20 protein-coding genes are annotated in these 23,891 nt (G+C 71.5%); 13 read left to right on the top strand and 7 right to left on the bottom strand.

All coding sequences use genetic code 11. The annotated features are described in order from the left end of the window. Positions 1–282 precede the first annotated feature (282 nt). On the top strand, positions 283–1,341 hold the full coding sequence (locus ACFP2T_RS15840; protein WP_377422113.1) for a pectate lyase family protein: 1,059 nt from the start codon (positions 283–285) through the stop codon (positions 1,339–1,341). A gap of 128 nt (positions 1,342–1,469) precedes the next feature. Here the strand turns inward: ACFP2T_RS15840 and ACFP2T_RS15845 are convergent, their stop codons facing one another. After that, entirely contained in the window at positions 1,470–2,150 is a 681-nt protein-coding gene (locus ACFP2T_RS15845) for a GNAT family N-acetyltransferase (protein ID WP_377422115.1), read from the bottom strand. Between the two features lie 429 nt (positions 2,151–2,579). On the opposite strand from ACFP2T_RS15845, the gene ACFP2T_RS15850 reads away from it, so the two are divergent. From ACFP2T_RS15850 to ACFP2T_RS15870, 5 genes are all read left to right on the top strand, one after another. Continuing rightward, a complete protein-coding gene (locus ACFP2T_RS15850) occupies positions 2,580–5,030 on the top strand; it encodes a sensor histidine kinase (RefSeq protein WP_377422117.1) in 2,451 nt (816 codons plus the stop codon). A gap of 53 nt (positions 5,031–5,083) precedes the next feature. Further along, positions 5,084–5,503, top strand: a complete 420-nt coding sequence (locus ACFP2T_RS15855; RefSeq protein ID WP_377422119.1) for a roadblock/LC7 domain-containing protein — start codon at positions 5,084–5,086, stop codon at positions 5,501–5,503. Between the two features lie 6 nt (positions 5,504–5,509). Further along, a complete protein-coding gene (locus ACFP2T_RS15860) occupies positions 5,510–5,899 on the top strand; it encodes a DUF742 domain-containing protein (RefSeq protein ID WP_377422121.1) in 390 nt (129 codons plus the stop codon). Beyond that, the gene (locus ACFP2T_RS15865) at positions 5,880–6,497 is read left to right on the top strand and encodes a GTP-binding protein (protein ID WP_377422123.1); all 618 of its coding nucleotides are present in this window, start codon (positions 5,880–5,882) and stop codon (positions 6,495–6,497) included. The genes ACFP2T_RS15860 and ACFP2T_RS15865 overlap by 20 nt, the downstream gene beginning before the upstream one ends. A 369-nt stretch (positions 6,498–6,866) precedes the next feature. Then, positions 6,867–8,501 carry an amidase gene (locus tag ACFP2T_RS15870; protein ID WP_377422124.1) on the top strand — a complete coding sequence of 545 codons (1,635 nt, stop codon included), beginning with the start codon at positions 6,867–6,869 and terminating at the stop codon, positions 8,499–8,501. A 76-nt stretch (positions 8,502–8,577) separates the two neighbouring features. Here the strand turns inward: ACFP2T_RS15870 and ACFP2T_RS15875 are convergent, their stop codons facing one another. Continuing rightward, positions 8,578–9,072: a nucleoside-diphosphate kinase gene (locus ACFP2T_RS15875; RefSeq protein ID WP_377422126.1), complete on the bottom strand. Its 495-nt coding sequence runs from the start codon at positions 9,070–9,072 to the stop codon at positions 8,578–8,580. 103 nt (positions 9,073–9,175) lie between these two features. After that, positions 9,176–10,507: a DUF418 domain-containing protein gene (locus tag ACFP2T_RS15880; RefSeq protein ID WP_377422128.1), complete on the bottom strand. Its 1,332-nt coding sequence runs from the start codon at positions 10,505–10,507 to the stop codon at positions 9,176–9,178. 158 nt (positions 10,508–10,665) lie between these two features. Between ACFP2T_RS15880 and ACFP2T_RS15885 the strand changes: the two genes are divergently transcribed. From ACFP2T_RS15885 to ACFP2T_RS15905, 5 genes are read left to right on the top strand one after another with little or no spacing between them, the layout of a single operon-like run. Beyond that, positions 10,666–11,334 (top strand): TetR/AcrR family transcriptional regulator, encoded by a 669-nt coding sequence (locus ACFP2T_RS15885; RefSeq protein ID WP_377422130.1) that lies wholly within the window; start codon positions 10,666–10,668, stop codon positions 11,332–11,334. Between the two features lie 56 nt (positions 11,335–11,390). Further along, complete coding sequence (locus ACFP2T_RS15890; protein WP_377422132.1) at positions 11,391–12,836, top strand: TIGR02710 family CRISPR-associated CARF protein; 1,446 nt, start codon at positions 11,391–11,393, stop codon at positions 12,834–12,836. Positions 12,837–12,843: 7 nt separating this feature from the next. Further along, entirely contained in the window at positions 12,844–16,113 is a 3,270-nt protein-coding gene (locus tag ACFP2T_RS15895; protein WP_377422134.1) for an AAA domain-containing protein, read from the top strand. Next, entirely contained in the window at positions 16,110–17,288 is a 1,179-nt protein-coding gene (locus ACFP2T_RS15900; RefSeq protein WP_377422136.1) for a hypothetical protein, read from the top strand. The genes ACFP2T_RS15895 and ACFP2T_RS15900 overlap by 4 nt, the downstream gene beginning before the upstream one ends. 7 nt (positions 17,289–17,295) lie before the next feature. Then, positions 17,296–18,840 (top strand): phospholipase D-like domain-containing protein, encoded by a 1,545-nt coding sequence (locus tag ACFP2T_RS15905; protein ID WP_377422138.1) that lies wholly within the window; start codon positions 17,296–17,298, stop codon positions 18,838–18,840. Between the two features lie 62 nt (positions 18,841–18,902). Here ACFP2T_RS15905 and ACFP2T_RS15910 read toward each other — a convergent pair whose 3' ends face one another. From ACFP2T_RS15910 to ACFP2T_RS15920, 3 genes are all read right to left on the bottom strand, one after another. Next, entirely contained in the window at positions 18,903–19,508 is a 606-nt protein-coding gene (locus ACFP2T_RS15910) for a DUF3618 domain-containing protein (RefSeq protein WP_377422140.1), read from the bottom strand. Beyond that, complete coding sequence (locus tag ACFP2T_RS15915) at positions 19,505–19,936, bottom strand: phage holin family protein (protein ID WP_377422142.1); 432 nt, start codon at positions 19,934–19,936, stop codon at positions 19,505–19,507. The genes ACFP2T_RS15910 and ACFP2T_RS15915 overlap by 4 nt, the downstream gene beginning before the upstream one ends. A gap of 295 nt (positions 19,937–20,231) precedes the next feature. Next, the gene (locus ACFP2T_RS15920) at positions 20,232–21,104 is read right to left on the bottom strand and encodes an LLM class F420-dependent oxidoreductase (RefSeq protein ID WP_377422144.1); all 873 of its coding nucleotides are present in this window, start codon (positions 21,102–21,104) and stop codon (positions 20,232–20,234) included. 297 nt (positions 21,105–21,401) lie between these two features. On the opposite strand from ACFP2T_RS15920, the gene ACFP2T_RS15925 reads away from it, so the two are divergent. After that, complete coding sequence (locus ACFP2T_RS15925) at positions 21,402–23,285, top strand: amidase (RefSeq protein WP_377422146.1); 1,884 nt, start codon at positions 21,402–21,404, stop codon at positions 23,283–23,285. Next, the gene (locus ACFP2T_RS15930) at positions 23,282–23,464 is read left to right on the top strand and encodes a hypothetical protein (RefSeq protein ID WP_377422148.1); all 183 of its coding nucleotides are present in this window, start codon (positions 23,282–23,284) and stop codon (positions 23,462–23,464) included. The genes ACFP2T_RS15925 and ACFP2T_RS15930 overlap by 4 nt, the downstream gene beginning before the upstream one ends. A 73-nt stretch (positions 23,465–23,537) precedes the next feature. Here ACFP2T_RS15930 and ACFP2T_RS15935 read toward each other — a convergent pair whose 3' ends face one another. Beyond that, on the bottom strand, positions 23,538–23,870 hold the full coding sequence (locus tag ACFP2T_RS15935) for a putative quinol monooxygenase (protein WP_377422150.1): 333 nt from the start codon (positions 23,868–23,870) through the stop codon (positions 23,538–23,540). Between the last annotated feature and the right edge of the window lie 21 nt (positions 23,871–23,891).

A 23,891-nucleotide genomic window follows, 5' to 3' on the forward strand; every position in this document is an offset into this window, starting at 1 on the left:
ACCCTCGCCCGGGTCCACGGTCCGCGGCTTGTCACCGGACCGGACGAGCGGGTGGGCGGGCGCCGGCCCGGGCCGTTCGGGGCAACTCATTGACGAACATGCGCGCCCGTCCTATGGTGGCGTACGGGAAAGCGCTTTCCTCTCTGTGCCTCGCCCGCACTGGCCGCCCGGGCGGAGGCTCCTCCGCGCGAACGTCCGCGCCGAACGTCGCGGGGGCAACCAGACGTTTCCGGACGCCCGCGTTGCCGCCAGCGGGCGGCGCCCAGAGAAACAGAGACTCAGATGACACCTCGCCTCGCTGCCACCCCGTCCCCCAAGCCCGAACCCGGACGCTCGGCACTCGCCGCCGGCCTGGTCGGCGTACTCGTGTTACCGCTGCTCGGTGCCGCTGGCCCGGCCCGAGCCGGGCTGTCCGGCCTGGCCGCCCCGGCGCCGGACGCGACCATCTCCTGCACCGACGCACCGATCGGCTTCGCCTCGGTCAACGCCCTGGGCCAGAACGGCACCACCGGCGGCGCGGGCGGGCCGACGATAACCGTGACCACCGCCTCCGCCCTGGAGGACTACGTCGGCCGGGCCGGGCCGTACATCATCCGGGTCTCCGGACGGATCCAGGTCGACGACATGGTCACCGTCGTCGCCAACAAGAGCATCCTGGGGGTGGGCACCAGCGCCGAGATCACCGGTGGCGGACTCCAGCTCGGCTCCACCACCCGCCCGGGTAACAACGTGATCATCCGGAACATCCGCTTCACCGGCGCCGAGGACGACTCCATCAGCGTCACCAACAAGGCGCACCACGTCTGGATCGACCACAACGACCTGTCCGACGGCTACGACGGCCTGCTCGACATCAAGCGGGAGTCGGACTTCGTGACGGTGTCCTGGAACAGGTTCCACAACCACAGCAAGTCGTCGCTGGTGGGCCACTCGGACACCTACACCGCCGACGTCGGCAAACTGCGGGTCACCTATCACCACAACTTCTTCGACAGTACGGACCAACGGCACCCACGGGTACGATTCGCCGACCCGGTACACGTCTTCAACAACTATTACCGGAACAACGCGCTGTACGGAATCGCGTCGACGGAGAATGCCGGCCTGATGGTCGAGGGCAACTACTTCGAGAACGTGGCGCATCCGATCTACGTCGGATACGACAAGAGTGGGCCCGGCCGCGTGGTGGAGCGGAACAACCTCTACGTCAACTCCGGTGCACCGCAGACCGCCGGGACCGTGATCGAGCCGCGCACCTATTACCCGTACACCGTGGACGCGCCGGCCAGCGTGCCCGGAACGGTCTCGGGCGGGGTCGGAGTGGGCAAGGTCTGCGTCTGATCCGGTATCCCCGTCCCCGAGGATCGCCGTGATCGGGGGAACCGGACGCGCGGCACCGAGCCGACCCCCAGCGCACCGGCCCTGATCACGGCGACCCTCGCCGCACCACGCCATCGGGGATGGGGTCCTCAGGAGGCGGGGGTCGGCTCCGGTCTGGACAGGCCGTAGGCGGACCAGCCCCGGTCGACGAAGCCGGCGGCCCGGGCGACCCGGGCGGAGGCGACGTTGTCCGGGGCGTGCAGGTACGTCGGCACCGCCCCCTCGTCCAGCACCCGCCGGGCCGCCTGCGCGACGAGCCGCCGGGCCAGTCCCCGACCCCGGGCGGCCGGCTCGGTGCCGACGGCCAGTTCGTGCCCGTACCCGTCATGGCGCTTGATTCCGACCCCGGCGAGGTAGCGGCCGTCGTGGTCGCGGATCACCAGCACCTCGCCACCGAACGGCCGCAGCCAGCCCGGGACCGCCGGCTCGTCTGCGCCGATCCACTCGCCCATGTCCGGCGACGGGGTCGGGGCGAGTGTGTACCGGAAGACGGCCCGGTAGCCCGACCAACCAGGCAGGCTCACCGCGACGGGCAGTTCGGGCAACAGGTCCGTTATCGCCCGGCGACCAAGCGCCCGTACGGCGGCGGTCCGGGCCGGCGACACCGAGAGCACGACGCCGTCCCGGTTGCCGATTCCGATCACCGGATGCGGTTCGCCGTCCCAACCCGGCTGGACCCGACGCTCGGAACCCACGACGTCCAGTGAGGTACCGGCCGGCCACTGTCCCAGCCAGGTCACCAGATGATGGTGCAGCCGTTGGTCGGGCATCCGCTCCGCTCCTGATCACTGTTCGTGCTTCGACAAAGGCTACTCAGCCGACCCATACCGGAGGGAGTTCACCTCCCCCGCCCGGCCGCGGATACCACGGATGGCTGGTGACGATGGTTTTCGATGTATGCTCACGCCGCATTCGTCGGACAACTGTCGGGTCACCGCCGATCCGCATCGCACGACGGAAAAGGTCTCTACACGGTGGACGAACCTCAAGATCCATTGTGGACCGACAACCGGCAGGCCACCCGGCCGAGACGGGCGGAAACCACCAATCTCGGGCCAAAAGCGGGGTTGAGGGGCGGACCGGGACACTGCTAGCGTGCGCCGGGTACTCGACGATCGTGGATGAGCACTCGGGCATGCCGCGACGCCACATACCTGGCGAATGCCGATGATCGCCTTCGACCGTTACGGGACGGTGCAATGGGCTTCCGTAGTTCGAGTCTGCGTACCAAGGTCGTCGCCCTGCTGGCCACCTTGACCGCGCTCTGGGCGTTCGGCGCATGGGTCACGCTCCGCGACGGGTTGAACCTGGTCTGGGTGCAGACCCTGGAAGCACAGGTCTACGCCCCGACCGAGACCCTCGTGCAGAACCTCCAGGTGGAACGCCGGCTCTCGCTGGCACACCTCGGCAGCCCGACGGCACCGGCCCGGACCACCCTCGAGACCGAACGACAGAAGGCACAGGCCGACGCGGAGGCGTTCCGGAAGACGGCGCAGGGCCGGTGGGCCAGATTCGCCGGCAGCGACGAGTTGGATCGGCGGATCGCCCAGACCATCGCCGCGCTGGACGGGCTGGCCACCGTACGGGACCAGGTCGACGCCCGTCGGATCGACCGTACGGCCGCGGCGGCGGCCTTCACCGAGGCCATCCGGCAGATCTTCCGGATCTACGACGCGCTCGGCGACCTCGACGGTGGGCAGATCGACCGGTACGCCGCCACGCTGATCAGCCTCAACCAGGTACGCGAGCTGATCGCCCAGGAGGACGCGCTGCTCGCCGGCACCTTCGCGGCCGGGCGGATCACCCCGGTGGAACACGCGCAGTTCGTCCAACTGGTGGGCGCGCGGCGCCTCATGGCCGGCACCGCCGCCGCCGACCTGCCCGAAATCGACCGGAGCCGCTACGACGAGATCGTCCAGCAGGGAGCCAACTCCCGGCTGCTGACCGTCGAGGACCAGATCGTCCTGGGCGCCCGGCCGGGCGGCCGGCTGCCGGTCTCGGCGGACGACTGGCACCGGGTGGTGGACCCGGCGTCGCAGGAGTTGCTACAGATAGTTCTCGCCGGTGGCGAAGAGGTCGTTGCCCAGGCCATTCCGGTCACGATCGGGATCGCCGTCCGGGTGCTGATCGCCGCCGTGCTCGGTCTGATCGCCGTCATCCTCTCGGTGAACACCGCCCGGACGATCGTGCGGCAGCTCAACCGGCTCCGGCAGGCGGCCCTCACGCTCGCCAACGACCGACTGCCCGACCTGGTCGCCCGGCTCGGTCGGGGTGAGACGGTGGACATCGAGTCCGAGGCGCCGCCGCTCGATGCCGGGCGGGACGAGATCGGGCAGGTGGCGCAGGCGTTCAACGCGGCGCAGGAGACCGCGCTCCGGACCGCGTTCGGACAGGCCGAACTGCGCCGCAGCGTCCGGGACATCTTCCTCAGCCTGGCCCGGCGCACCCAGGCGTTGCTGCACCGGCAGCTCACCCTGCTCGACACGATGGAGCGCCGGGAGCACAACCCGGAGGAGTTGGAGGACCTGTTCCGGGTGGACCACCTGGCCACCCGGATGAGGCGCAACGCGGAAAACCTGATCGTGCTCTCCGGCTCGACCGCCGGCCGCGCCTGGCGTCGCAACGTACCCATGGTCGACGTGCTGCGCGGGGCGGCGGCCGAGGTCGAGGACTACACCCGGGTGACGGTGTTGCCGGTCGGGCCGGTGGACCTCGCCGGGCGTGCCGTCGGTGATGTCATCCACCTGCTGGCCGAGCTGATCGAGAACGGGCTGTCCTTCTCGCCGCCGCACACCAGCGTCCAGGTCAGCGGCCAGCTGGTCGCCAACGGCTACGCCGTCGAGATCGAGGACCGAGGGCTGGGCATGAGCCCGGAGGACCGGGCGAACGCCAACGACCGGATCGCCAGCAACCCCGAATTCACCCTCTCCGCCACCGCCCAACTCGGCCTGTTCGTGGTCAGCCGGCTCGCGCGCCGACACAACGTGCGGATCCGGCTGAAGGAATCCGCCTACGGCGGCACCACCGCCGTGGTCCTCATCCCGCTGAGCCTGATAGCCGACCGTACGGCCGACGGCGAACCGTCGGGTTCGTCATCGGGCCAGCATCTGGCGCCCAGCACGGTCGGTGGCGATGTCCGACGCCTCGCCGAGCGTGGTGATCCGGAGAGCCGCCCGCCGCATCGGGGTCGGTACCGCGATCCGAGGGGTGGCCCGCCCCCCGCGCCGTTCGCCGAGCCGCTGGTCCGACCCGGCCACGCCCCACCGGAGCCGGACCTCAGGCCACCGACGGCTCCGGGGCCGGAACGGGGGGCCGCGACCGGGTGGGCACCGCCGGCACCGCCGGCACCAGCGGAGGCCGAGCCGACCCCATCCGCAGGGGTCGGGGGTCAGCCGGCTGCGGGCGGTACGCCGAACCTGACCCCGTCGGGGTTGCCCGTCCGGGTCCGGCAGGCAAATCTCGCCCCGTCCCTACGGGACGCCGACCCCCGGGCCGAGCCGGAGCCGGTGAGCGAGGAGGCCGCCCGGTCACCCGAACAGATCCGCCGGTTGATGAGTTCCTACCAGTCGGGCACCCGGCGCGGGCGGTCGGACGCCGCACGCCAGCCGGAGGACGGTACGGCCTCGCCGCCTGACCCGGCCGGCATCTGAGACCGCCCCGGCTCAGCCCTGTCGATACCACCGGCACAGAAAGGGACATCCCCGTGCAGAAGACAGCATCGAATCTCGACCTGACCTGGTTGCTCGACGACCTGGTCGGCCGGGTGCAGCAGACTCAGCATGCGATCCTGCTCTCCGTCGACGGGCTGCTCATGGCCGCCTCGCGGGATCTGGACCGGGACGACGCCGAGCACCTGGCGGCGGTGGCGTCCGGGATGCAGAGCCTGGCCCGTGGGGCGGGCAAGCGGTTCGGCGGCGGGCCCGTGCAGCAGACGATCATCGAGATGCGCTCGGCGTTCCTATTCGTGACCGCGGCCGGCAACGGTGCCTGCCTGGCCGTACTGGCATCCGAGGACGCGGACGTCGGCCTGATCGCGTACGAGATGGCGATGCTCGTCACCCGCGCCGGTAAGTACCTCGCCTCGGACACCCGTGGCCCCGGCCAGCCCCCCAAACCGCAGTGATCCGCCGTGACGACTGAACCGGAGGAGTCCGACGAAACGCGCTGGATCGACGATCACGCCGGTCCGGTGGTCCGCCCGTACGCGGTGACCCGGGGGCGCGCCCGGCCGGTGACCGGAAAGTTCGACCTGATCTCGCTGGTCAGCACCACGCGGACGATCTCCACCGGGGATATCGGGTTGGGCCCGGAGCACCTGGCGATCGTGGCGCTGTGCCGACGCATCCTCTCCGTCGCCGAGGTCGCGGCGCACCTCGATCTTCCGCTGGGCACCGTCCGGGTACTCCTCGGCGATCTGCTCGAACGGCGGCTCGTCCGGGTGATCGAGCCACGTCCGGCGCCTGTCCTTACCGATGACGGCATCTTCGAACAGGTGATAAATGGGCTACGAGCACTCTGACGGCCGGAACGACGGGCCGCTCAGTGACCAGCTGCCGACCGCAGTCAAGATCCTGATTGCCGGCGGCTTCGGTGTCGGCAAGACCACGCTGGTCGGAGCGGTCAGCGAGACCCGGCCACTGCGGACCGAGGAGCTCCTGACCGAGGAGGGCGTCAGCATCGACAACCTCGACGGGGTCGAGGCGAAGACCACCACGACGGTGGCGATGGACTTCGGCCGGATCAGCATCAACGACAACCTGGTGCTCTATCTCTTCGGCACCCCCGGCCAGGACCGGTTCTGGTTCGTCTGGGACGAACTGTCCCTCGGCGCACTGGGCGCGGTGGTGCTCGCCGACACCCGCAGGCTCGCCGACTGCTTTCCGTCGATCGACTACTTCGAGAAGCACGGCACGCCGTTCATCGTCGCGGTGAACTGCTTCGACGGCGCCCGGCAGTACCAGCTCGCCGAGGTACAGCAGGCCCTCAGTCTCGACCCGGACGTCCCCGTCCTGCTCTGCGACGCCCGGAGTCGGGAGTCCGGCAAGAAGGTGCTGATCGCCGTCCTCGAACACGCGATGCGCAGCCAGCGGCTGGAGCGGGAAGCCAGGTCCGGATGAACCGTCAGTGATCCGAGCCGGACGGCAGCGGGTAGCGCACCCCGGTCAGCCGCTCGGATTCCTGCCAGCTCCCCGTCGTACCCGTGGCTGCGCGGAGGCCCCGCCGAGCGGATCGCCATCGATCGATCATAGTGGACGCTCCGGGCGTCGGCGTCCACCGTCCACTTCGACCGGTCGGCGCCGTCGCGGCGGGCCGCTGCCTCGGCTGGCCGGTCCGGGTGTGATTCCGGCCAGGTAACCAGCGGTTAACGAGCCCGTGATGATCATCGAATCTTGTCTCCATAGCTTCGCGCTGTGCTGGCCGCTGCCGCCGACGCAACGATGCGCCCGCTCCACGCCCGCACCCTGACATCACAGGAGCGTGATCGCGTGAAGGAAGCCCGAATCAATCGGCGCCGTCGACTCGTCCTACCGTCCCTGCTCGCCCTGAGCCTGGCCGCGGGTGCGTTGGTGGCGCCGAGCCAGTCGTCGGCGACCGCGCACTTCCCGACCCGGCCCGGCCTCTCCGCCGACGTGGTCGACATGGGCGTCGACGAGCTACGCCAACTGCTCCAGAACCGGCGGGTCAGCTCGGTCGACCTGGTGCGGGAGTATCTGCGTCGGATCGACGCCTATGAGAACGCGTACGGTGACCAGCCCGGGGTCAACGCGGTCATCGCGGTCAACCCCGGGGCACTGGCCGAGGCCGGGGCGCGCGACGCCGAGCGCCGCAAGGGCCGGGTACGTGGCCCGCTGCACGGCATCCCGATCCTGGTCAAGGACAACTACGACACCCACGACCTGCCGACCACCAATGCCTCCGAGGCGCTCGCCGGGCTGCGCCCGCCCGACGACGCCACCCAGATCGCGAAGCTCCGCGCCGCCGGGGCGATCATCATCGCCAAGACGAACCTGCACGAGTACGCCTCCGGCATCACCACCATCAGCTCGCTCGGTGGCCAGACCCGCAACCCGTACGACCAGACCCGGAACCCGGGCGGCTCCAGCGGCGGTACCGGTGCCGGAGTCGCGGCGAGTTTCGCCCCGGTCGGAATGGGCTCGGACACCTGCGGCTCGATCCGGATCCCCGCCGCGCACAACAGTCTGGTCGGGCTGCGGCCCAGTCTCGGCCTCTCGAGCCGGGACGGCATCGCGCCGATGTCGGCGACCCAGGACGTCGGCGGCCCGATCGGCCGGTCGGTCAGGGACGTGGCGCTGGTGCTGGACGCCACCGTCGGCTACGACTACAAAGACCAGGTCACCGCCGCCTCGATCGGCCAGATCCCGACGAGCTACACGACCGCTCTGAGCACCACCGCACTGCGCGGAAGGCGGATCGGCCTCTTCACCGACTACCTCGGCACCACCGCGGCCGAACAGCCGGCAACCGATCTGATCCGCAGGGCCGCCGCCGACCTGGCCGCCCAGGGCGCGACCGTGGTGGAGGTCGGCCACCAGCAGCGGATCCTCGATCTGATCTCCGGCTCCGGCGTGATCAACGACGAATTCGAGCGGGACCTGAACCGCTACCTCGCCCAGCCCGGAATCAGGTTCCCCAAGGGCCTGGCCGAGCTGGCGGAGCCGAGGAACGCCGTCACCCTGGCCGACATCGTCACCTCCGGCAAGGTCACCCCGACCGTGCTCGAATCGCTCCGCAACCGGCTCGGCCGCACCCAGCCCACCGACGCGTACATCCAACGGCTGGCGAACCGTACCGAGTTGCAGAACACGCTGCGGGAGCTGATCAGCGGCCTCGATCTCGACGCGGTGCTCTACCCCACGGTGAAGCAACAGGCGGTGCAGATTCCGCAGAGCCAGCCGGGAAGCAACTGTTCGATGTCCGCCAACACCGGCTTCCCGGCGTTGACCGTGCCGGCCGGCTTCACCCCCGACGGCATGCCGATCGGCGCCGAACTGCTCGGACTACCGTTCACCGAACCCACCCTGCTCGCCATGGGCTATGACTACGAACAGGCCACCCGACACCGCAGGCCACCGGCCAGCACGCCGGCACTGGCCCGCTGATCCGGGGCTGTCCGGAACCCCGGTCCCGAAGGGAGGTCTGCGCCACCCGTCGGGACCGGTGTTCCGGGTCGACCGATCAGAAGACGTAGCGCTCGGCGAGCGTCTGGTAGCTGAACTGCTCGTCGTCGCCGAACCAGAGCTCGGACTCGTACTTCGCCTCGTCGACGCTGCCGGAGGCGTGGACCAGGTTGGCGATGGCCTTGCCCGTCGTCTCGGCGTACGCCTTCGACATGTGTGCGAAGTCGCCCCGGATGGTGCCGGGTGCGGCCTGCCCCGGGAAGGTCGGTCCGATCATGCGGCGGACGTTCGCCACCGCCTCGACGCCCTCCAGCAGGAGTGCCACGACCGGCCCCTGCTGCATGTACGTGGCGGTCGCGTCGTAGACGTCCTTGCCGAAGCGCTCCTCCAGGTCGAAGTAGTGCCGCCGGGTGAAATCCGCGTCCATGTGCCTCATCTTGACGCCGACGATCTTGAGCCCGGCGTCTTCGAACCGCTGCACCAGCCGGCCGGTCAGCCCGCGCGCGACCGCGTCGGGCTTGAGAAGGACAAGAGTGCGTTCTATGGCCGCCACCGGGGCCCCTTCCTCGATCAAATGGTCGGGCCCCGACGGGCTGGACGGCCGGCTACCCGAGGGCGGGGGCGTCGGCGCCTGTTCCAGCCACAGGCCGCTGAGATCACGATAGTAGTCGGCGCCGGTCGGCCGGGCCGGCGCTACCGGTCGCTGACGCCGTGACCTGGTCGGGGCCGGTGGTGCCCGCCTGGTCCCGGCCGGTGGTGGTGCCCGCGGGGCCGCGCGTCCGGGCCGGGACCGTGCGGTAGCTGAGCCGACGAAGCAGCACCTCGGCCGGGCCGCGCTGCCCGGATCGGCGCATCAACTCCGCGAGCAGCACGGTGCCGAGCCAGACACCCACCGCGACCGCCGAGGCACCCGCGTCGGTGAGCCGCCCGCCGAGCCCGGCGGTGAACGGCGCGAAGAGCGCCACGAAGGCCACCGACTGGAGCAGGTAGCAGGTGAGCGAGCGCTGCCCGCAGGCCGCCAGCGCCGTGATGATCCGTCCGGGTACGGCGGCCCGGTGGTCCGCGATCAGCCCGACCAGTGCGGCGTAGCCGAGCCCGGCGGCGATCCCGGTCAGGCCGTGCAGGACGTACGCGGGCACGGCGGTGGCGGCCGTCCATCCGTTCCAGACTCCGGCGTCGATCAGCGCCAGTGGGGTGCCGCCGAGCACCGCGAGCGCGATCCCGACGACTGCGGTGCGGGTCAGGAGGGTCCGGTGCCGGCCGGGGTCGTCGAGCAGCCGGCGCCGAGCGGCCCAGATGCCGAGCAGCAGCGGGGTGACGACGTCCAGGGCCAGCAGCGGCACCAGCACCGCCCAGGCCGCCAGCCGGGGGCCGATCGCGGCGAACGGGGACTCGACACTGGTCGGCAGCGGCATCGAGCCCGCCTCGATGAGCTGGAGGGCGGGCATCGTGGAGATCGCGGCGAAGACCAGCGTCCAGAGCCCGGCGACCCAGAGCAGGGTACGGTCCCGGGCCCGCACCATGCCGACCAGCACCAGCCCGAGCAGGCCGTACGTGGCCAGGATGTCGCCGAAGAACAGCAGCAGCGCGTGGGCGAAGCCGAACGCGATCAGCCAGCGGCTGCGTCGGCGCAGCAGTCCCCGTACCTCCGGCCAGTCGGCCCCGGTCGCGGCACGCCGGTCCGCCAGCCGCACCAGCCCGTACCCGAAGAGCGCCGCGAACATGGGGAGGGCGCGGCCGTCCACGAACAGCACCTGGAGGCCGGCCACCACCTGGTCGACCGGCCCGGCGTCGAGGGCGTAGCCCCGGAAGCCGGTCGGCTGGCCGTACAGGTACATGTGGGCGTGCGCGAGTGCGATGAGCAGCAACATCGCTCCCCGGGCGAGGTCGGGGGCGAGGGAGCGGTCGGCCGAGGTCAGGGTGCCGCCGACGGGCGGGGCGGCCGGAGCGTCCGCCCCGGCGTCGGCAGGACTGGGAAGTCTGGACATGATCCACCCCGTTCTTCCGGGCCCCTGGGCCGGGCAGGTCGCCGCCCGTGGCCGGACGGCGGCACAATCTCGGAGTCAGGGGCAAAGATTAGCTACGCATGCGTATCTAACCTTCGGAGGATTAAGATACGCAAGCGTTTCTTAGGTGTGGAGTTCGCATGACTGACGGAGAGCCCGGCCCGGCGGCGGAACGACGCACCCGGCGACGCGGAAACGACCTGGTCCAGGCGATCCACGCTGCGGTGCTGGCCGAGGTGGGCGAGGTCGGCGTGAGCGGGCTCACCATGGAGGGCATCGCCAAGCGGGCGGCGACCGCCAAGACCTCGCTGTACCGGCGCTGGTCCTCACCGAGGGAGCTGCTGATCGACGCGCTGCACGAGGCGCATCCGCAGGAGAGCCCGTCGCCGGGCGCGGACGACCTGCGCGGCGATCTGATCCAGGCGCTGCGGCAACTCGTCGCCTGGATCCGTACCCCGGCGGCCACCGCCGTCGTGGCGATCATGATGGAGCGACACCGCCACCCGGAACTGGTGGACGCGATGTACACCCGGGTCTTCGACGCCCGCGGCGGCACGTTCACCAGCACCGTCCTGCGGCACTACGCCGCACAGGGGCACCTCGATCCCGCCCTGGTCACCCCGGTGGTGACGGACATCGGCGAGGCACTGGTGCTCAAGCACAGTACGGACACCGGCGAGATACCGGACGACGACGTCCTCGCCGCCATCGTCGACCAGGCGATCCTGCCGGCCGTCGGGATCATGCCGGCGCGCGGGCGGCCAACCCGGACGAGCGCGTCCAGGAGCCGGCCAGAGCCGACGGACTGAATCCCGGACGCGCGATCGGTACAGCGGGGCAGGGGTCGGGTTCGATAAGGTCGGGCATGCCGTCAGACCACGCCGGAACCTTCGCCGAACGCGTGGCGGCGATGCAACGGATCGAGCGCGGCGAGCAGCAGTACGGCGACGGCAGCCCGGCGCTCCAGGCCACCGCCTACTACCTCGACCACCTCCTCGTAGACGCGGTGGCGCGGGCCCGAGCCGCCAGCGACCTGCCCCGGCGCAAGGTCGACGTGCTGATCAGCCTCTGCGGCTTCGCGGCCACCCCGACGGTGCTGACCTACGAACTGCTCCGCCCGCGCCGGCTCGTCGTGATCACCTCCCGGGACGCTCCGGACAGCGTGGACCTGATCGGTCAACGGCTGGTCGCCCCGGACCGGTTGCGGTTCCAGGACTTCCGGCACGTACTCGTGGACGCCAGCGACCCGCTCGACATGTACCAAAACATCGCCCGGGAATTGGCCGGACGGGACGGCCGGCACGCGGTCATCGACATCACCGGCGGCCGAAAGGTGATGAGCGCGGCGGCGGCACTGGCCGCCTGGCAGCTCAACCTCGGGCTGACGTACGTCGAGAACCAGTTCGACCCGGTGACCCGGCAGTTGCGGCACGGCGAGGTCCGGCTGATCGCGCTGGAGAACCCGACCACCCTCTTCGGCGAGCAGGAGCTGGCGCGGGCGCTGGAGACGTTCCGGTCCGGCGCGTTCGAGGCGGCCCGCCGCCGGTACGACGAGATCGCCGAGCGGATCGCGGTACCCGGCCGGGCGCGGCTGATGCGCGCTCTCGCCGAGCTGTACCGGACCTGGTGCGACCTCGATCTGGCCGCACTGCCGTCAGCGGTGTCCGGAGTGGAGCAGAGCCTGCGGCAGGGGCGCCGGGAGCTGACCCCGGCCACCGCCGCGACCGTCGACCGGCAGTTGGCCTTCGCCCGCCGGCTGGCCGCCGGTGAGCCCACCGCCTTCGTGGTCTGCTTCTACGTCCTCGGGCGGCACTACCAGCAGCTCGGGCGGCACGACTTCGCCGCGTTGCTGTTCTACCGCACCGTCGAGGCCTGTCTGACGACCCGGCTCCGGCACCGCTACCCGGGCTTCGAGCCGGACGACTGCGACTGGACCCTGATCGGCGATCCGGCCACCGTCCGGGCCGGGTACGCGGCGGTGTCCCGCTCCCTCACCCCGCCCTCGTCGGCCGGACCGCCCAACAAGCTGACCCTGTTCGCCGCCGCCATCCTGCTCGCCTCGCTCGACGACGAGTTGGCCCGGCGGACCCGGCTCGTCGATCCGGACCGCCTGCACGAGCTGCGGGACCGTGCCTGGGCCCGGAACAAGTCGGTGCTCGCGCACGGCACCGAGCCGATCGCCGACGTGCACACCGAGTCACTGCGCCAGGAGGCGTCCGGGCTGCTCACGGCGTACTGGGCGCTGCACGGTGACGGTGACGACATCGACGAGTTCTGCGCTGAGCTGCGGTTCCTGCGCGACGACCGGTGAGACCCACGTGAAGCCACTGCGGATCCCAAACTCCTGGGCCGACGAGCACTGCCGGGCGACCGAGCCCGATCTCTTCGCCCCGTGCGCGGCGGAGCTGGCCGAGGTGCGGCTGTCGCACGGGCTGAAGGCCGGCTGGCTCGCCGTACACGATCCCGAGGAGGTCGGGGCGGACCTCGCCGCCGGCCTGTCCGTCGAGGTGCTCGCCGGCAGCCGGGGGCCGTACTACCGGCTGAGCGGCACCCGGTTCGACGTCTTCGCCGACCCCGCGACGGCGCAGAACAGCGGGGTGCCGCAGGCGTACGTGACGTCGGTGAAACCGGCCCGCGGCCTGGGCCGGACCGAGGCCGTTCGCCCCTGGCTGGTGCATCTGGCGCCGAAGCGGGACGAGGAGTACTGCGACCTCGCCGAGTTGGCGGAGATCTTCGCCGAAGGGCTGTGGATCGCGCGGCGACGACGGTCGCTGCTCGAGTCGACGCGGCGGGGGCTGACCCGCACTGGCACCGCGCCCCGACCCCGAGGCGAGCTGCACGCCCAGGTCCGCCGCCGGTACCAACCACTGCGCCAGATGTTGGAGCTGCTGGAACAGCGGAGTACCCAGGAGGGCACGGTACGCGGCGGCGGCATCGTGGTCGGCGAGGGGCAACTGGAGGGGCAGCCGGTGCTCTGGCTCCGGCTCGACCAGCGGAGCACCTTCGCCGAGAGACGTACGGTGACGGTGCGCGGGCCGGGCGTCGAGGCGAAGCTGCGGGTGCTGACCGTCGAGCCCGACGGCGACGACCGGCTCCTGGCGCTGGCCGCACCGCGTACGGCGATCGAGCCGGAGACCCGGCTGAAGCTGGAGCAGCAGGGCCGGTTCGCGCTCGGCAAGCACAGTGCCGCACTGGCGAGGTTCCTAGAGGAACGCGTCGAGGGCGACTGGGAGCACCTGGCACTGCTGCTGTGCGAACCGGAGCGGCTGCCGGTCGTCGAGATGCCGCCGCTGCGGACGTACCTCGACGACCGGCTCAGCGCCGAGCAGCGGGCCGCGGTCACCGGCGCGGTCCGCAGCCCGCACGTCTACCACGTCCAGGGCCCGCCGGGCACCGGCAAGACCACCGTGATCACCGAGGTGGTGCGCCAACTCGTCGCGGCCGGTGAACGGGTGCTGCTGCTCGCCCCGATGCACGTGGCCGTCGACGAGGTGCTGCGGCGCCTCGCCGACCAGCCCGGGATCCTGGCGCTGCGGATCTCCTGGGACGAGTCCCGGGTGGCGAAGGAGCTGCGCCGGTACCTGCCCGAGCAGGTGACCCGGACGTACCTGCGGCAGGCGCGCCGGCCGGCGACCTCGCAGGCCGGGCGGTGGCGGGCGGAGATCGAGCGGTTGCGGGGCGAGCACGACGCGACCGACGCCTTCCTCGCGGCCACCGGCCGGCGACAACGGACCGCCGCGAAGCTGGTGGCGGCCACGACGAAACAGGTGGAGTGGCGGCGGCGGTTGAAGGTCGACGTGACGCGGGCCGAGTCCGAGCGGCAGGCGGCGGAGGCCGCGCTGCACCACCTGGCCGGCGCGCTCCCGCTGGTCTGGGCCCGGACCGAGGCACTGCACGCCCAGCTCCGGGCGGTGCCACTCGGCCGGCGGATCTGGTCCTGGCTCCGGGTCCTCTTCGACGCCCCCGGCGAGGTGGCACAGCTGACCGAGGCGTATCGACAGAGCGAGGCGGAACACCGCCGGCTGGTGTCCGAGCAGGCCGGCTGGACCCGCCGGCTCGCCAAGGCTCAGGGCTGGATCGGTGCGCTGGAGGCCGAGCGGATCGCCGGGACCCGGGAACACGCGGCGAGGATCGACCGGCGGCGGGCGAAGGTCGAGGCGGCGCAGGCCGATGTCGACAGCGCGGCGGGCCGGCTACGCGGGCTGACCGGGCTCGACCCGACGGGTACATCCGAGGCGGATCTCGCGCGTCGACGGGACCAGCTCCACGCCGAGATGACCCGGCGGGAGCACCGAATCGCCCTGGAGCAGCGGTGGTTCGCCCTGTCCGGGCTGGCGGGCGGTTCCGAGGAGTCGCTCGCCGATCAGGTCGACGCGGACCTGCGACGGTCGGCGAACCTGATCTGCTGCACCACCACCGGGGTCACGAAGAATCTCGGGGAGTCCGACTTCGACACGCTCATCGTCGACGAGGCGAGCCGGGTCGTGGACAGTGAATTCCTGATCGGCGCGGTCCGGGCCCGCCGGTGGGTGCTGGTCGGGGACGAACACCAGCTTCCGCCGTACGTCGAGCCGGCCGACGAGCATCACCTGCACGCGCTGTCCGCACTGCACATGGTCGGGCGGCGCGCCGTGCCCGACCTGCCCGCCGCGGTCGACCGGCTCGCCGCGATCTGGACCGAGGACGAGGAGTTGCACCGGTTCCGTACCGACACGGTGCTGCGGACGGCGGAACGGCTGCGCGACTCGGGTGCGTGGGACACGCCGTACCGGGGGACGTTCGAGGCTGCCTGGCGGCGGCTGCGCGAGGTCGGCGACGACGCCGAGCGGACGTTGCTGCGGGCGATGCTCGACCACCTGGTGCGCAGCCTGTTCGAGGTGTCGGTGGCCCGCGTGCCGGCGTCGTTGCGCCAGCGGCTCCGGACCCAGCGCCGGATGATCGAACCGATCGCGGCGCTGGTCTCCGGGCCGGTGTACGGCGGCGACTACCTGACGCCGGAGCGGCCGGACGTGACCCCGCTGCGGTACGGCGGCACCAACACCCCGGTGGTGCTGGTGGACACCTCCGTGTACGGCCGCAAGGCCGAGGAACGCCTGGTCGGCAGCGGATTCGTCAACGACCTGGAGGCGGAGCTGATCGCCCGGATGTGCCGCTCCTGGGAGGGGCGACTGCGCCGCTCCGGCGGGGACCGGGTCACCGCGAGCGTGCTGACGTTCTACCGGCGGCAGGCGGCCGAGATCCGGCACCGGCTCGGCGGGCCGGACTTCACCGACTTCCGGGTCCTCGACTTCGAGGTGATCGACGCGATCGACAAGATCCAGGGCCAGGAGAGCGATCTGGTGTTCCTGTCGTTCTGCCGTACCTGGCTCGGCCGGGGTCGACCCTCGGCCCGGTACGGGCGCTGGCTCCAGGACATCCGCCGGCTCAACGTCGCCTGCACCCGGGCGCGCAGAGGGCTGGTGCTGGTCGGGCACGCACCGACGCTGCGCCAGCTCAACGGCGTACCGGAGGCGGAGGAGTTCTACCGCAACCTGTTCACGCTGCTCGGCGGGCGAGGAGACATGGAGATCGCGAAGGGCGTCGGATGATCGAGTTCGACGCGGTGGACCGACCGCTTGAGGTGCCGGACGGGGTGGTCGCCGTGCTGCCCGAGGTGCTGGTCCCGATGTACTGGTGGCGCGGCGTGCCGTTCGAACGGGCGGAGCCGGTCTCGATGACCCCGCTGGAACGGTTCGCCCTGGAGTTGGCGCTCACCACCGGCCGGGCGGACCCGGAGGAGTTCTTCGAGATCACCAACCTGCCCGGGCCGACGCTGCTCCCGGTCGCGACACGGCGGCTGGTCGCGGCCAGGGCGCTGGCCCCGGCCGACGGCGGGTACGTGCCGCTGTCCCCGGACGCGGAGCGGGCCGCCCGTACCCAGACCGTGTACGAGCGCCGGCTCAGCAGCCTCGACGTCGTACTGCTGCCACTCTCCGGCGACCTGCTCGCACTGGATCCCCGCTCCTCCCGGCTGCGCGAGGTCGAGCGGCTCCGGCCGCGTTCGGTCGGAAGTGCGCCGGTGTCGCCCCGGCTGGCCGGCACCCGGCTCGCCGACCACCTGTCCGCCCGGCTGCGCGACGGCACACTGGCCGGAGCACCCGACGACCTCACCGGAGTCGCACAACTCCCCGCCGAATCGCCCCCGATCGGCCCGGACGGCTGGTGCCCGGTGTACCGGTGCCGGGGCGAGCTGCGGCGCGACGGCGACCGGTACCGACCGGCCGTCACACTGCCCGGCGAGGGGAAACGCGACCCGGTCACGGTGGAGCTGCCCGGCGCGCACGGGCTGGCCGGTCGCTGGCTGGCCCTGGTCGACGCGTTCGGCGACCCCGCCACCCGGGCCCGGGCCTGGGACAGGCTGCTGGGCTGGCACGAGCGGACGGCACCACGCGCGGAACGTACCGGCCCGGGGCGGTGGAGTTGCTGGCTCTCCCCGACCGCCGCGCGGCGGCTCGCCGACCGGGGACGGAATCTCGCCCTGCCACTCGGGATGGCGATCCGGGGTGAGGACGCGGTCGTCGAGGTGGCGATCGACCTGCGCGGCGCGGACCCGACCGCCACGGAAATGATCCGGACGGACGAGCTGCTCACCGCCGCCGCGCAGCCGGGAGCCGACCCGGCGCCGGTGCCGCGAACCCGGGCGATGCGGGAGCGGGCCTGGCGGCTGGGTTTCCCCGGGCTGGTGTACGCGCTGCGGGAAGCGGAGGACTTCGGTTATGCCTGACGCAGCCGTGCCTGACACAGCCGTGCCTGACGAGTTGGATCTGGGTGCACTCGTCGCGCCGGAAGGGTACTACCTGCTCCGGGACGCGCCCGCCGCGCCGTTTCCCGGCGCCCCCGATCCGGATCAGGAGTACCGGCACCGGTTCACCTACCGGGGCTCCGCCGCCTCGATCCGGCGAGCGGCGATCGAACTGGTCGAGGGGGCGAAGCACAAGATCTTCCTGGCCAGCTTCCGGATCGGCGACCGCGAACTGCTGGACGCGCTGTTCGCCGCCGTGGACCGGCTGCACGGCGGGGTATACGTCATCACGTCGTGGACCGAGGACTCGCTCCGCCGGGACCTGTCCAGTCTGGAGGACATCGACGACATCGACGTCCAGGCCCAGAAGAAGCAGTTCGACGAACTGACCCGGCGCGGGATCGCGCTGCGCGGGCACGAGGGCTGCCACGCCAAATTCCTGGTCGTCGACGACTCCGTGGCACTGGTGTCCAGCGCCAACCTGGAGACCAGCGCACTGGTCGACACCGCCCGCAAGCCTGCCACCGGGGAGAACGGGGTGCTGCTCGGCAATCCGGTCGAGGTGGATCGGCTGGCGCGGCTCTTCACCCGGCTCTGGTTCGCCGGGTGCACCTGGGCCGCGCTGCCCGGCGCGGAGTACGCGCTGCACCGGCGTACCCCGGGGCGGAGCCCGGCCACCGCTCCGCCGCTTACCGACGGTACGGGCGTGATCTGGACGTACGGCGGTGAGGACGGCGACGGGACGCACGGGGAGCTGGGCATCCTGTCGGCACTGCACGACGTGATCGGCCGCGCCCGCGAGGAACTGCTGCTCGCCACCTTCAGCCTGGTCGGCATCCGGGACCGGCCGGAACTGCTGCTGGACCCGCTACGCCGGGCGATGGCCGCACACGACCTCGACGTACGGCTGCTGGTGCGGGCCCGGAACAACGTCGCCGCGCACCGGGCCGACACGGCGGCGCTGGCCGGGTTGGGAGTGACGATCCACGGCGACTCGGACACCCACGCCAAGGGCGTGATCGCGGACGGCCGGTACGGCGCGCTCTTCTCGGCCAACTTCGACGCCGTACACGGGATGTTCTCCGGGGTCGAGGTCGGGACCCGGCTCGACGGCCGGCCGGCGCTGGCCGAGGCACGCCGGTACTTCCGGCACGCGATGACCCACGCGGACCTGGAGTTCGCGCCGGCCCCAACGCAGCAGGACCTGAACCGGAGGCTCGGGGCCCGATGGCGGCGGCCATGGCCGTACGGCCCGCGATTGACCGTCTCTGCCGGCGACGGCGACTGGCGGAGACTCGTCGGCGCGGCCGGCTCCGGCCCGGTGTTGTGGGAGGACAGCGAGCACCTGCGGCTTTACGTCGGGGACGTCGCCGCTGTCCTGCACCCGATCGGATCGGGCCGGTACCGGTTGTCTATAGCGGACAGTGAGCCCGCCGCCGCCCGCATGCAGAACTGGTTCACCCGGCGCCCAGCCGGCGGCGGTCCGCCGCCGAAGCGTGGCTGTTGTCCGGCCCTACTGGTCAGAGCCTCCTGACGCCAGCACTCTCGATCGATCGCCAGGACCTCGGGGGCCGCGAGGGGCCGACATCGTCTTCCTCATCGACCGCCGCGCGTCCGCGACCGTGCGAGGCGTTTCACGGAGCCGGCCGCGGCGGACCACCACGGCGCCACCGGCCGGGCCATCCGGATCAGCCGATCCGTGTCCCAACGACCGGTCCGGCGCTTCGCCCGGGCCGCTTGGCTACGCCTGCGCGCCACCGACACGCCGACGATCGCCGCGACGGCACCGATGGCGAACGGCACCGGATTCCGGCGGACTCCGCCGCCGGCCCGATTGGCCGAGGCGCCCACCGCCTGAGCACCGCGTGCGCCCTGCTGGCCAGCCGTCTTGGCACCGTTCACCGCCATCTGACCCGCCTTCCTCGGTAGCTGTACCACCTTTTGGCCCGCCGTCTTCGGCACCTGCATCAGCTTCTGGCCCGCCGTCTTCGGCACCTGCGTGGCCTTCTCGCGTACGGTGCTCGTGGCCTGCGCCGACCGTTCCCGGGCACGGTTACCGACCTGCGCGGCCTTTTCCCGGCCGCGGGCCTGCACGTCCGTCCGGGCCGCCAGGGCCTGGACCGTTTCGCCGAGTTCGGCCCGCCGCTTGTCGATCTCCGCGCGGGTCTGGTCCATGTCCCCCGCGCCGTCGCCCGTCGTCATCGCCGCCCCCGATCCTTGGCCGCGCCCCGCACCGTGTCGACGTCGGCACGCAGGCTGCCCGCCGTCGACTTCGGCGTCAGTGGCATCGCCCGGCCGACCTGCTTCCTCCCGGAGAGGGCCAGCAGTCCAGCGATGATCGCCAGTACGACACCAACCACGAGCGCGGCCAGTGCGGCCGGTATGACATAACTCAACGCCACCACGGCGGCGGCGACCAGCACACCGCCGGCATAGAAGGCCAGGGCACCGCCGCCGCCGAACAGGCCGGCGCCGAAGCCCGCGCGTTTACCCTTCTCGGCCACCTCCATCCGGGCCAGCGCCATCTCCTCCCGGAGCAGCCCGGAAATCTGTTCGGTGGCCCGCTGCACGAGTTCTGGAGTCGTCGCGCCGTCGCCGCTCGTGGTTCTGCCGGTAGAAACGTCCCCCATGGCTCTCCCTCCCGTCCGGCTGCCCGACCCGACCTCGCCGGATGCGGCCCACGGCCCGCTCTCCCGGAACAGTCGAGTACCGCCTGCCACGGCGGTAATTTCCGGACTCGTGCGACAGCCACCGCGGGCCGTGGCGGCGGACACCGCGCCGACCAACGCGTGTTCACGGCGATGTCCGTCGGCCGCCCACCCGGTCGCCCCGCCCCGCCGAGCACCTCTGCTCTGATGGTGCCACCGAGCACCGGGCGGCGTGGCGAAACCGGAGCATCCCGGCCCGACCCGCCGTACGGGCCGGTCAGAGCGCCTTGACGACCGGGATGACGTCGGTGCCGATCCGCTCCAGGACGTCCAGCCGAGGTAGCTGCGGTACGGCGCCGATCGCCATGTCGAAGCCGAGCCCGCGCAACCGGCGCAGCTCCTCGATCAGCGCCTCCGTCTTCTCACCGTTGTCCCCGATGTCCATGAACTGGTAGACGGTCTTGGTGATCTCGTCGTAGTTCCGGCCCTCGCGCTCGCAGTGCCCCCGGAGGATCTCCAGCTTGCGTTCCAGTTCGGGGGTGTTGAACAGGTTGCACGCCTGGGCGTACTTCGCGACCAGCCGCAGCGTCTTCTTCTCCCCGCCGCCGCCGATCATGATCGGCGGGTGCGGCCGGGTCAGCGGCTGCGGCGAGTTGAGCAGGCGGTCGGCCTGGATGTGCCGGCCGGAGAACGGCCCGTCGTCGTCGGACCACATCTGGAGCACGTACCGCAGCGTCTCTTCGAGGATCTCGAAGCGCTCGGCGATCGGCGGGAACGGGAAGCCGAGCCCGCGCGACTCCTCCTCGTTCCAGCCGGCGCCGATTCCGAGCATCGCGCGTCCGCCGGAGAGCACGTCCAGCGTTGTCAGGATCTTCGCGAGCAGGCCCGGCGGCCGGTGGTGTACCCCGGTGATCAGGGTCAGCAGGGTGGCCCGCTCCGTGTGCGCGGCGAGGAAGCCGAGCGTGGTGTACGCCTCCAGCATCTCCGCCTCGGGAGGGCCGACGGTCTGGATCTGGAAGAAGTGGTCCATCAGGGCGATGTACTCGAAGCCCGCCCGGTCGGCCGTACGGGCGACAGCGGCGAGGTCACGCCCGAGCCCTGCCGGCCCGTCCGGCCAGCTCAGGTTGGGGATCTGTAGGCCAAGCTTCATGATGTCCGGCGCTCTCCTCTGGATATGCCCCAACTGATCTGATTGGGGGCATTTCCGCTCACCCTAACCGGGCACCCGAGCGATCGGGCCGGTTCGGATGCCGGTCGGCGGTCCTCGACGGCCGAACCGCCGAGTTGACCATCGTCCATCCTGGTCAGCCTGCCGGTTAACCGCGTGGAAAGCGGACCGGAACATCGCCGAGACGGCCCGTTGTAACGATCTTGAACACCCACCGGCCAGGCGGTCGGCGGGCACTTCCGCAGTACCCACCTCATCTGCAGACCGGAGTCCTTCGCCATGGCCGATGCGATCGACATACCACCCTCCACCACCTCCGAACCGGATACCGGCTCACGTTCCGGAGTAAGCCGGCGCACGTTCCTCGGCGGCAGCGCCGCAGTGGCCGGCGCCACGGCGGCCACCCTGGTCGTCGCCGATCCCGCCGCCGCCACCGGGCACGGACCGAGCGGCTCCGACCCGATCCGACAACTGCTCGACGCCCTTCCGTCGGTCGGCCAGATCCCCCGCCGGTCACGGATCGTGGACTACGAGATCGCCGAACTGGTCGTCCTGCTGCGGGCCCGGCGACTGACCTCGGTCGACCTGACCCGCGCCTACCTGGAGCGCATCGACCGACTGAACGGACCCTTCGAGACGTACGGCGACAACGGCGGCTACAACGCGTTCGTCCGGGTCGACCGCGCGGGCGCACTCGCCCAGGCCGCCGCCGCCGACCGGCGACTGCGCAAGGAACCGTCGTGGGCGGTACCACCACTGTGTGGCATCCCCTTCGGCATCAAGGACTCGGTCGGGGTCAAGGGACTGGAGGCCAAGAACGGCACGCACGCGTACACCGGGAACCTGGCGCACCGCGACTCGACGGTGGTGGCCCGGCTACGCGAGCAGGGTGCGGTGATCATCGGCCACACCATCGCCTCGGCGTTCTCCGGCTCCATCTCCGGCACCTTCGCCGGCAACGCCTGGAACCCGCGCTACGTCCCCGGCGGTTCGAGCCAGGGCTCCGGGGTGGCCACCGCCGCCCGGCTCGCCGCGGCCACCATCGGCGAGGAGACCGGTGGTTCGATCATGATGCCGGCCGCCGCCAACGGGGCCAGCGCGATCAAGCCGTCGCTGGGCCTGGTCTCGACGGCCGGGGTGATGCCACTCTCCCCCGGGTACGACGTGCTCGGGCCGATCGCCCGCTCGGTCCGGGACGCCTCCCTGGTCCTGGCCGCCATCCTCGGCCCCGATCCCGCACCCGACCCGCTGACGCTGTCCGCCCCGAACCCCTTCCCGGCGCTGCCGTTCGCCGCCCGGCGGAGCCACCGGCCCCTCGCCGGGATCACCATCGGAATTCCGCAGACCGACTGGATGACCCGGGGCGGCACCGGCGCCCCACCGGCGGACACCTACGATCCCGACCACCGCACCGCCTTCACCCGCTTCAAGGCCGAACTGGTCGCGCTCGGCGCCCGGGTGAAGGACTTCCCGGGGCTCGACGTGACCGTGCCGGCCAACGACCCCTACTTCCGGACCCCGGACCGGCTTCCCGTACCGACCGGCAGCCCGGTGTCGCCGGCCACCGCCGTACTCAGCCCGAACCGGTACGAGATCCGCTACTGGCAGGCCGTACAGGCGTTCGCCGAGTCGCACCCGGAGAACGCCGAGGCGCTGCGGCGGCAGTTCGGTGACCTGGCGGCGGCCGCCGCCACGGCCGGCGCCATCCCGGCCTCGGTCCGCGACGAGGGTGAGCGACGACGGCGGACCCTCCAGGCCAACTACCAGAAGGCGCTGGACGACGCGGGCGTCGACTTCATGTTGGTGCTACCGATCGGCGGGCGGATCGGCCCACGGTTCGGCGGTACGCAACTGCCGAACTACCGCACCTTCTACCAGTTGCCGAACGCGCTGACCTGGCCGATGGTGTCGTTCCCGATCGGCTACGACTCCGGCGAGGGGCTGCCGATCAACGCCGCGTTCTGGGGACCGCGCTTCTCGGAACCGGCGCTGATCCAGGCCGCCATCGACTACCAGGACCGGTACCCGAAGTACCACCGGGCGGCTCCGGCGGACCCGGTCTTCGACCCGGCGGCGCAGCGGTCGCCGAAGCTGGCGCCCGACGAGGTCGTACCGCCCGAGCTGTCCAACGACCCGCTGGTGGCCGAGGAGGCATGGCGATGAGCGGCGGCGCCTTCCTGACCGTCGAGTGGCAGCCGCTGCTGCGCGCCGGCTTCCCGCTCCGCGCTCCGGCCGACGAGCCCGCACCGGTCCTCACCGTCGAGTGGGGACCGATGCTGGGAACGAGCTACTACGGCCACGGCGACGACCTGATCGGGGCGGAGGACCCGCCGCGGAGCTGACGACCGGGTCGACGCCGATCGGATCCGGTCCGCCCCGGGTCCGCCGGGCGGACCGGATCCCGGTCCGCCGGGTTCAGCTCCGCTCGGGTACGGCCATCTCGCCCAGGAGCGACCAGTCGTCCTGCGGAACCGTCGCGTTGACGATCCGGGGAGTCTCGGCCAGGTGCGGCGGCAGGGTCTGCTGTGCCTGCCGGAAGTGCGCCGACTGGACGTGCGCCGCACCGGCGTCACCGTCGCGGAAGGCCTCGACCAGAACGTACTCCTCGGGGTCGTCGAGGCTGCGGGACCAGTCGAACCACAGGCAGCCGGGTTCACCGCGAGTCGCCCGGGTGAACTCGTCGGCGATCTCGGGCCACCGGTCGGCGTACTCCGGCAGCACTCGGAACTTCGCGGTAATAAAAATCATCTGGATCTCCTCGAACGGCTG

Source organism: Plantactinospora solaniradicis, assembly GCF_042658085.1.
Taxonomy (GTDB): Bacteria; Actinomycetota; Actinomycetes; order Mycobacteriales; family Micromonosporaceae; genus Plantactinospora; species Plantactinospora solaniradicis.

Bases quoted from the DNA above. Each gene is read 5' to 3' on its own strand.
- ACFP2T_RS15910 (WP_377422140.1), bottom strand. From the start codon at position 19,508: ATGACGACGGGCGACGGCGCGGGGGACATGGACCAGACCCGCGCGGAG.
- ACFP2T_RS15900 (WP_377422136.1), top strand. From the start codon at position 16,110: ATGATCGAGTTCGACGCGGTGGACCGACCGCTTGAGGTGCCGGACGGG.
- ACFP2T_RS15935 (WP_377422150.1), bottom strand. From the start codon at position 23,870: ATGATTTTTATTACCGCGAAGTTCCGAGTGCTGCCGGAGTACGCCGAC.
- ACFP2T_RS15840 (WP_377422113.1), top strand. From the start codon at position 283: ATGACACCTCGCCTCGCTGCCACCCCGTCCCCCAAGCCCGAACCCGGA.
- ACFP2T_RS15880 (WP_377422128.1), bottom strand. From the start codon at position 10,507: ATGTCCAGACTTCCCAGTCCTGCCGACGCCGGGGCGGACGCTCCGGCC.
- ACFP2T_RS15885 (WP_377422130.1), top strand. From the start codon at position 10,666: ATGACTGACGGAGAGCCCGGCCCGGCGGCGGAACGACGCACCCGGCGA.
- ACFP2T_RS15850 (WP_377422117.1), top strand. From the start codon at position 2,580: ATGGGCTTCCGTAGTTCGAGTCTGCGTACCAAGGTCGTCGCCCTGCTG.
- ACFP2T_RS15915 (WP_377422142.1), bottom strand. From the start codon at position 19,936: ATGGGGGACGTTTCTACCGGCAGAACCACGAGCGGCGACGGCGCGACG.
- ACFP2T_RS15845 (WP_377422115.1), bottom strand. From the start codon at position 2,150: ATGCCCGACCAACGGCTGCACCATCATCTGGTGACCTGGCTGGGACAG.
- ACFP2T_RS15925 (WP_377422146.1), top strand. From the start codon at position 21,402: ATGGCCGATGCGATCGACATACCACCCTCCACCACCTCCGAACCGGAT.
- ACFP2T_RS15920 (WP_377422144.1), bottom strand. From the start codon at position 21,104: ATGAAGCTTGGCCTACAGATCCCCAACCTGAGCTGGCCGGACGGGCCG.
- ACFP2T_RS15890 (WP_377422132.1), top strand. From the start codon at position 11,391: ATGCCGTCAGACCACGCCGGAACCTTCGCCGAACGCGTGGCGGCGATG.
- ACFP2T_RS15865 (WP_377422123.1), top strand. From the start codon at position 5,880: ATGGGCTACGAGCACTCTGACGGCCGGAACGACGGGCCGCTCAGTGAC.
- ACFP2T_RS15930 (WP_377422148.1), top strand. From the start codon at position 23,282: ATGAGCGGCGGCGCCTTCCTGACCGTCGAGTGGCAGCCGCTGCTGCGC.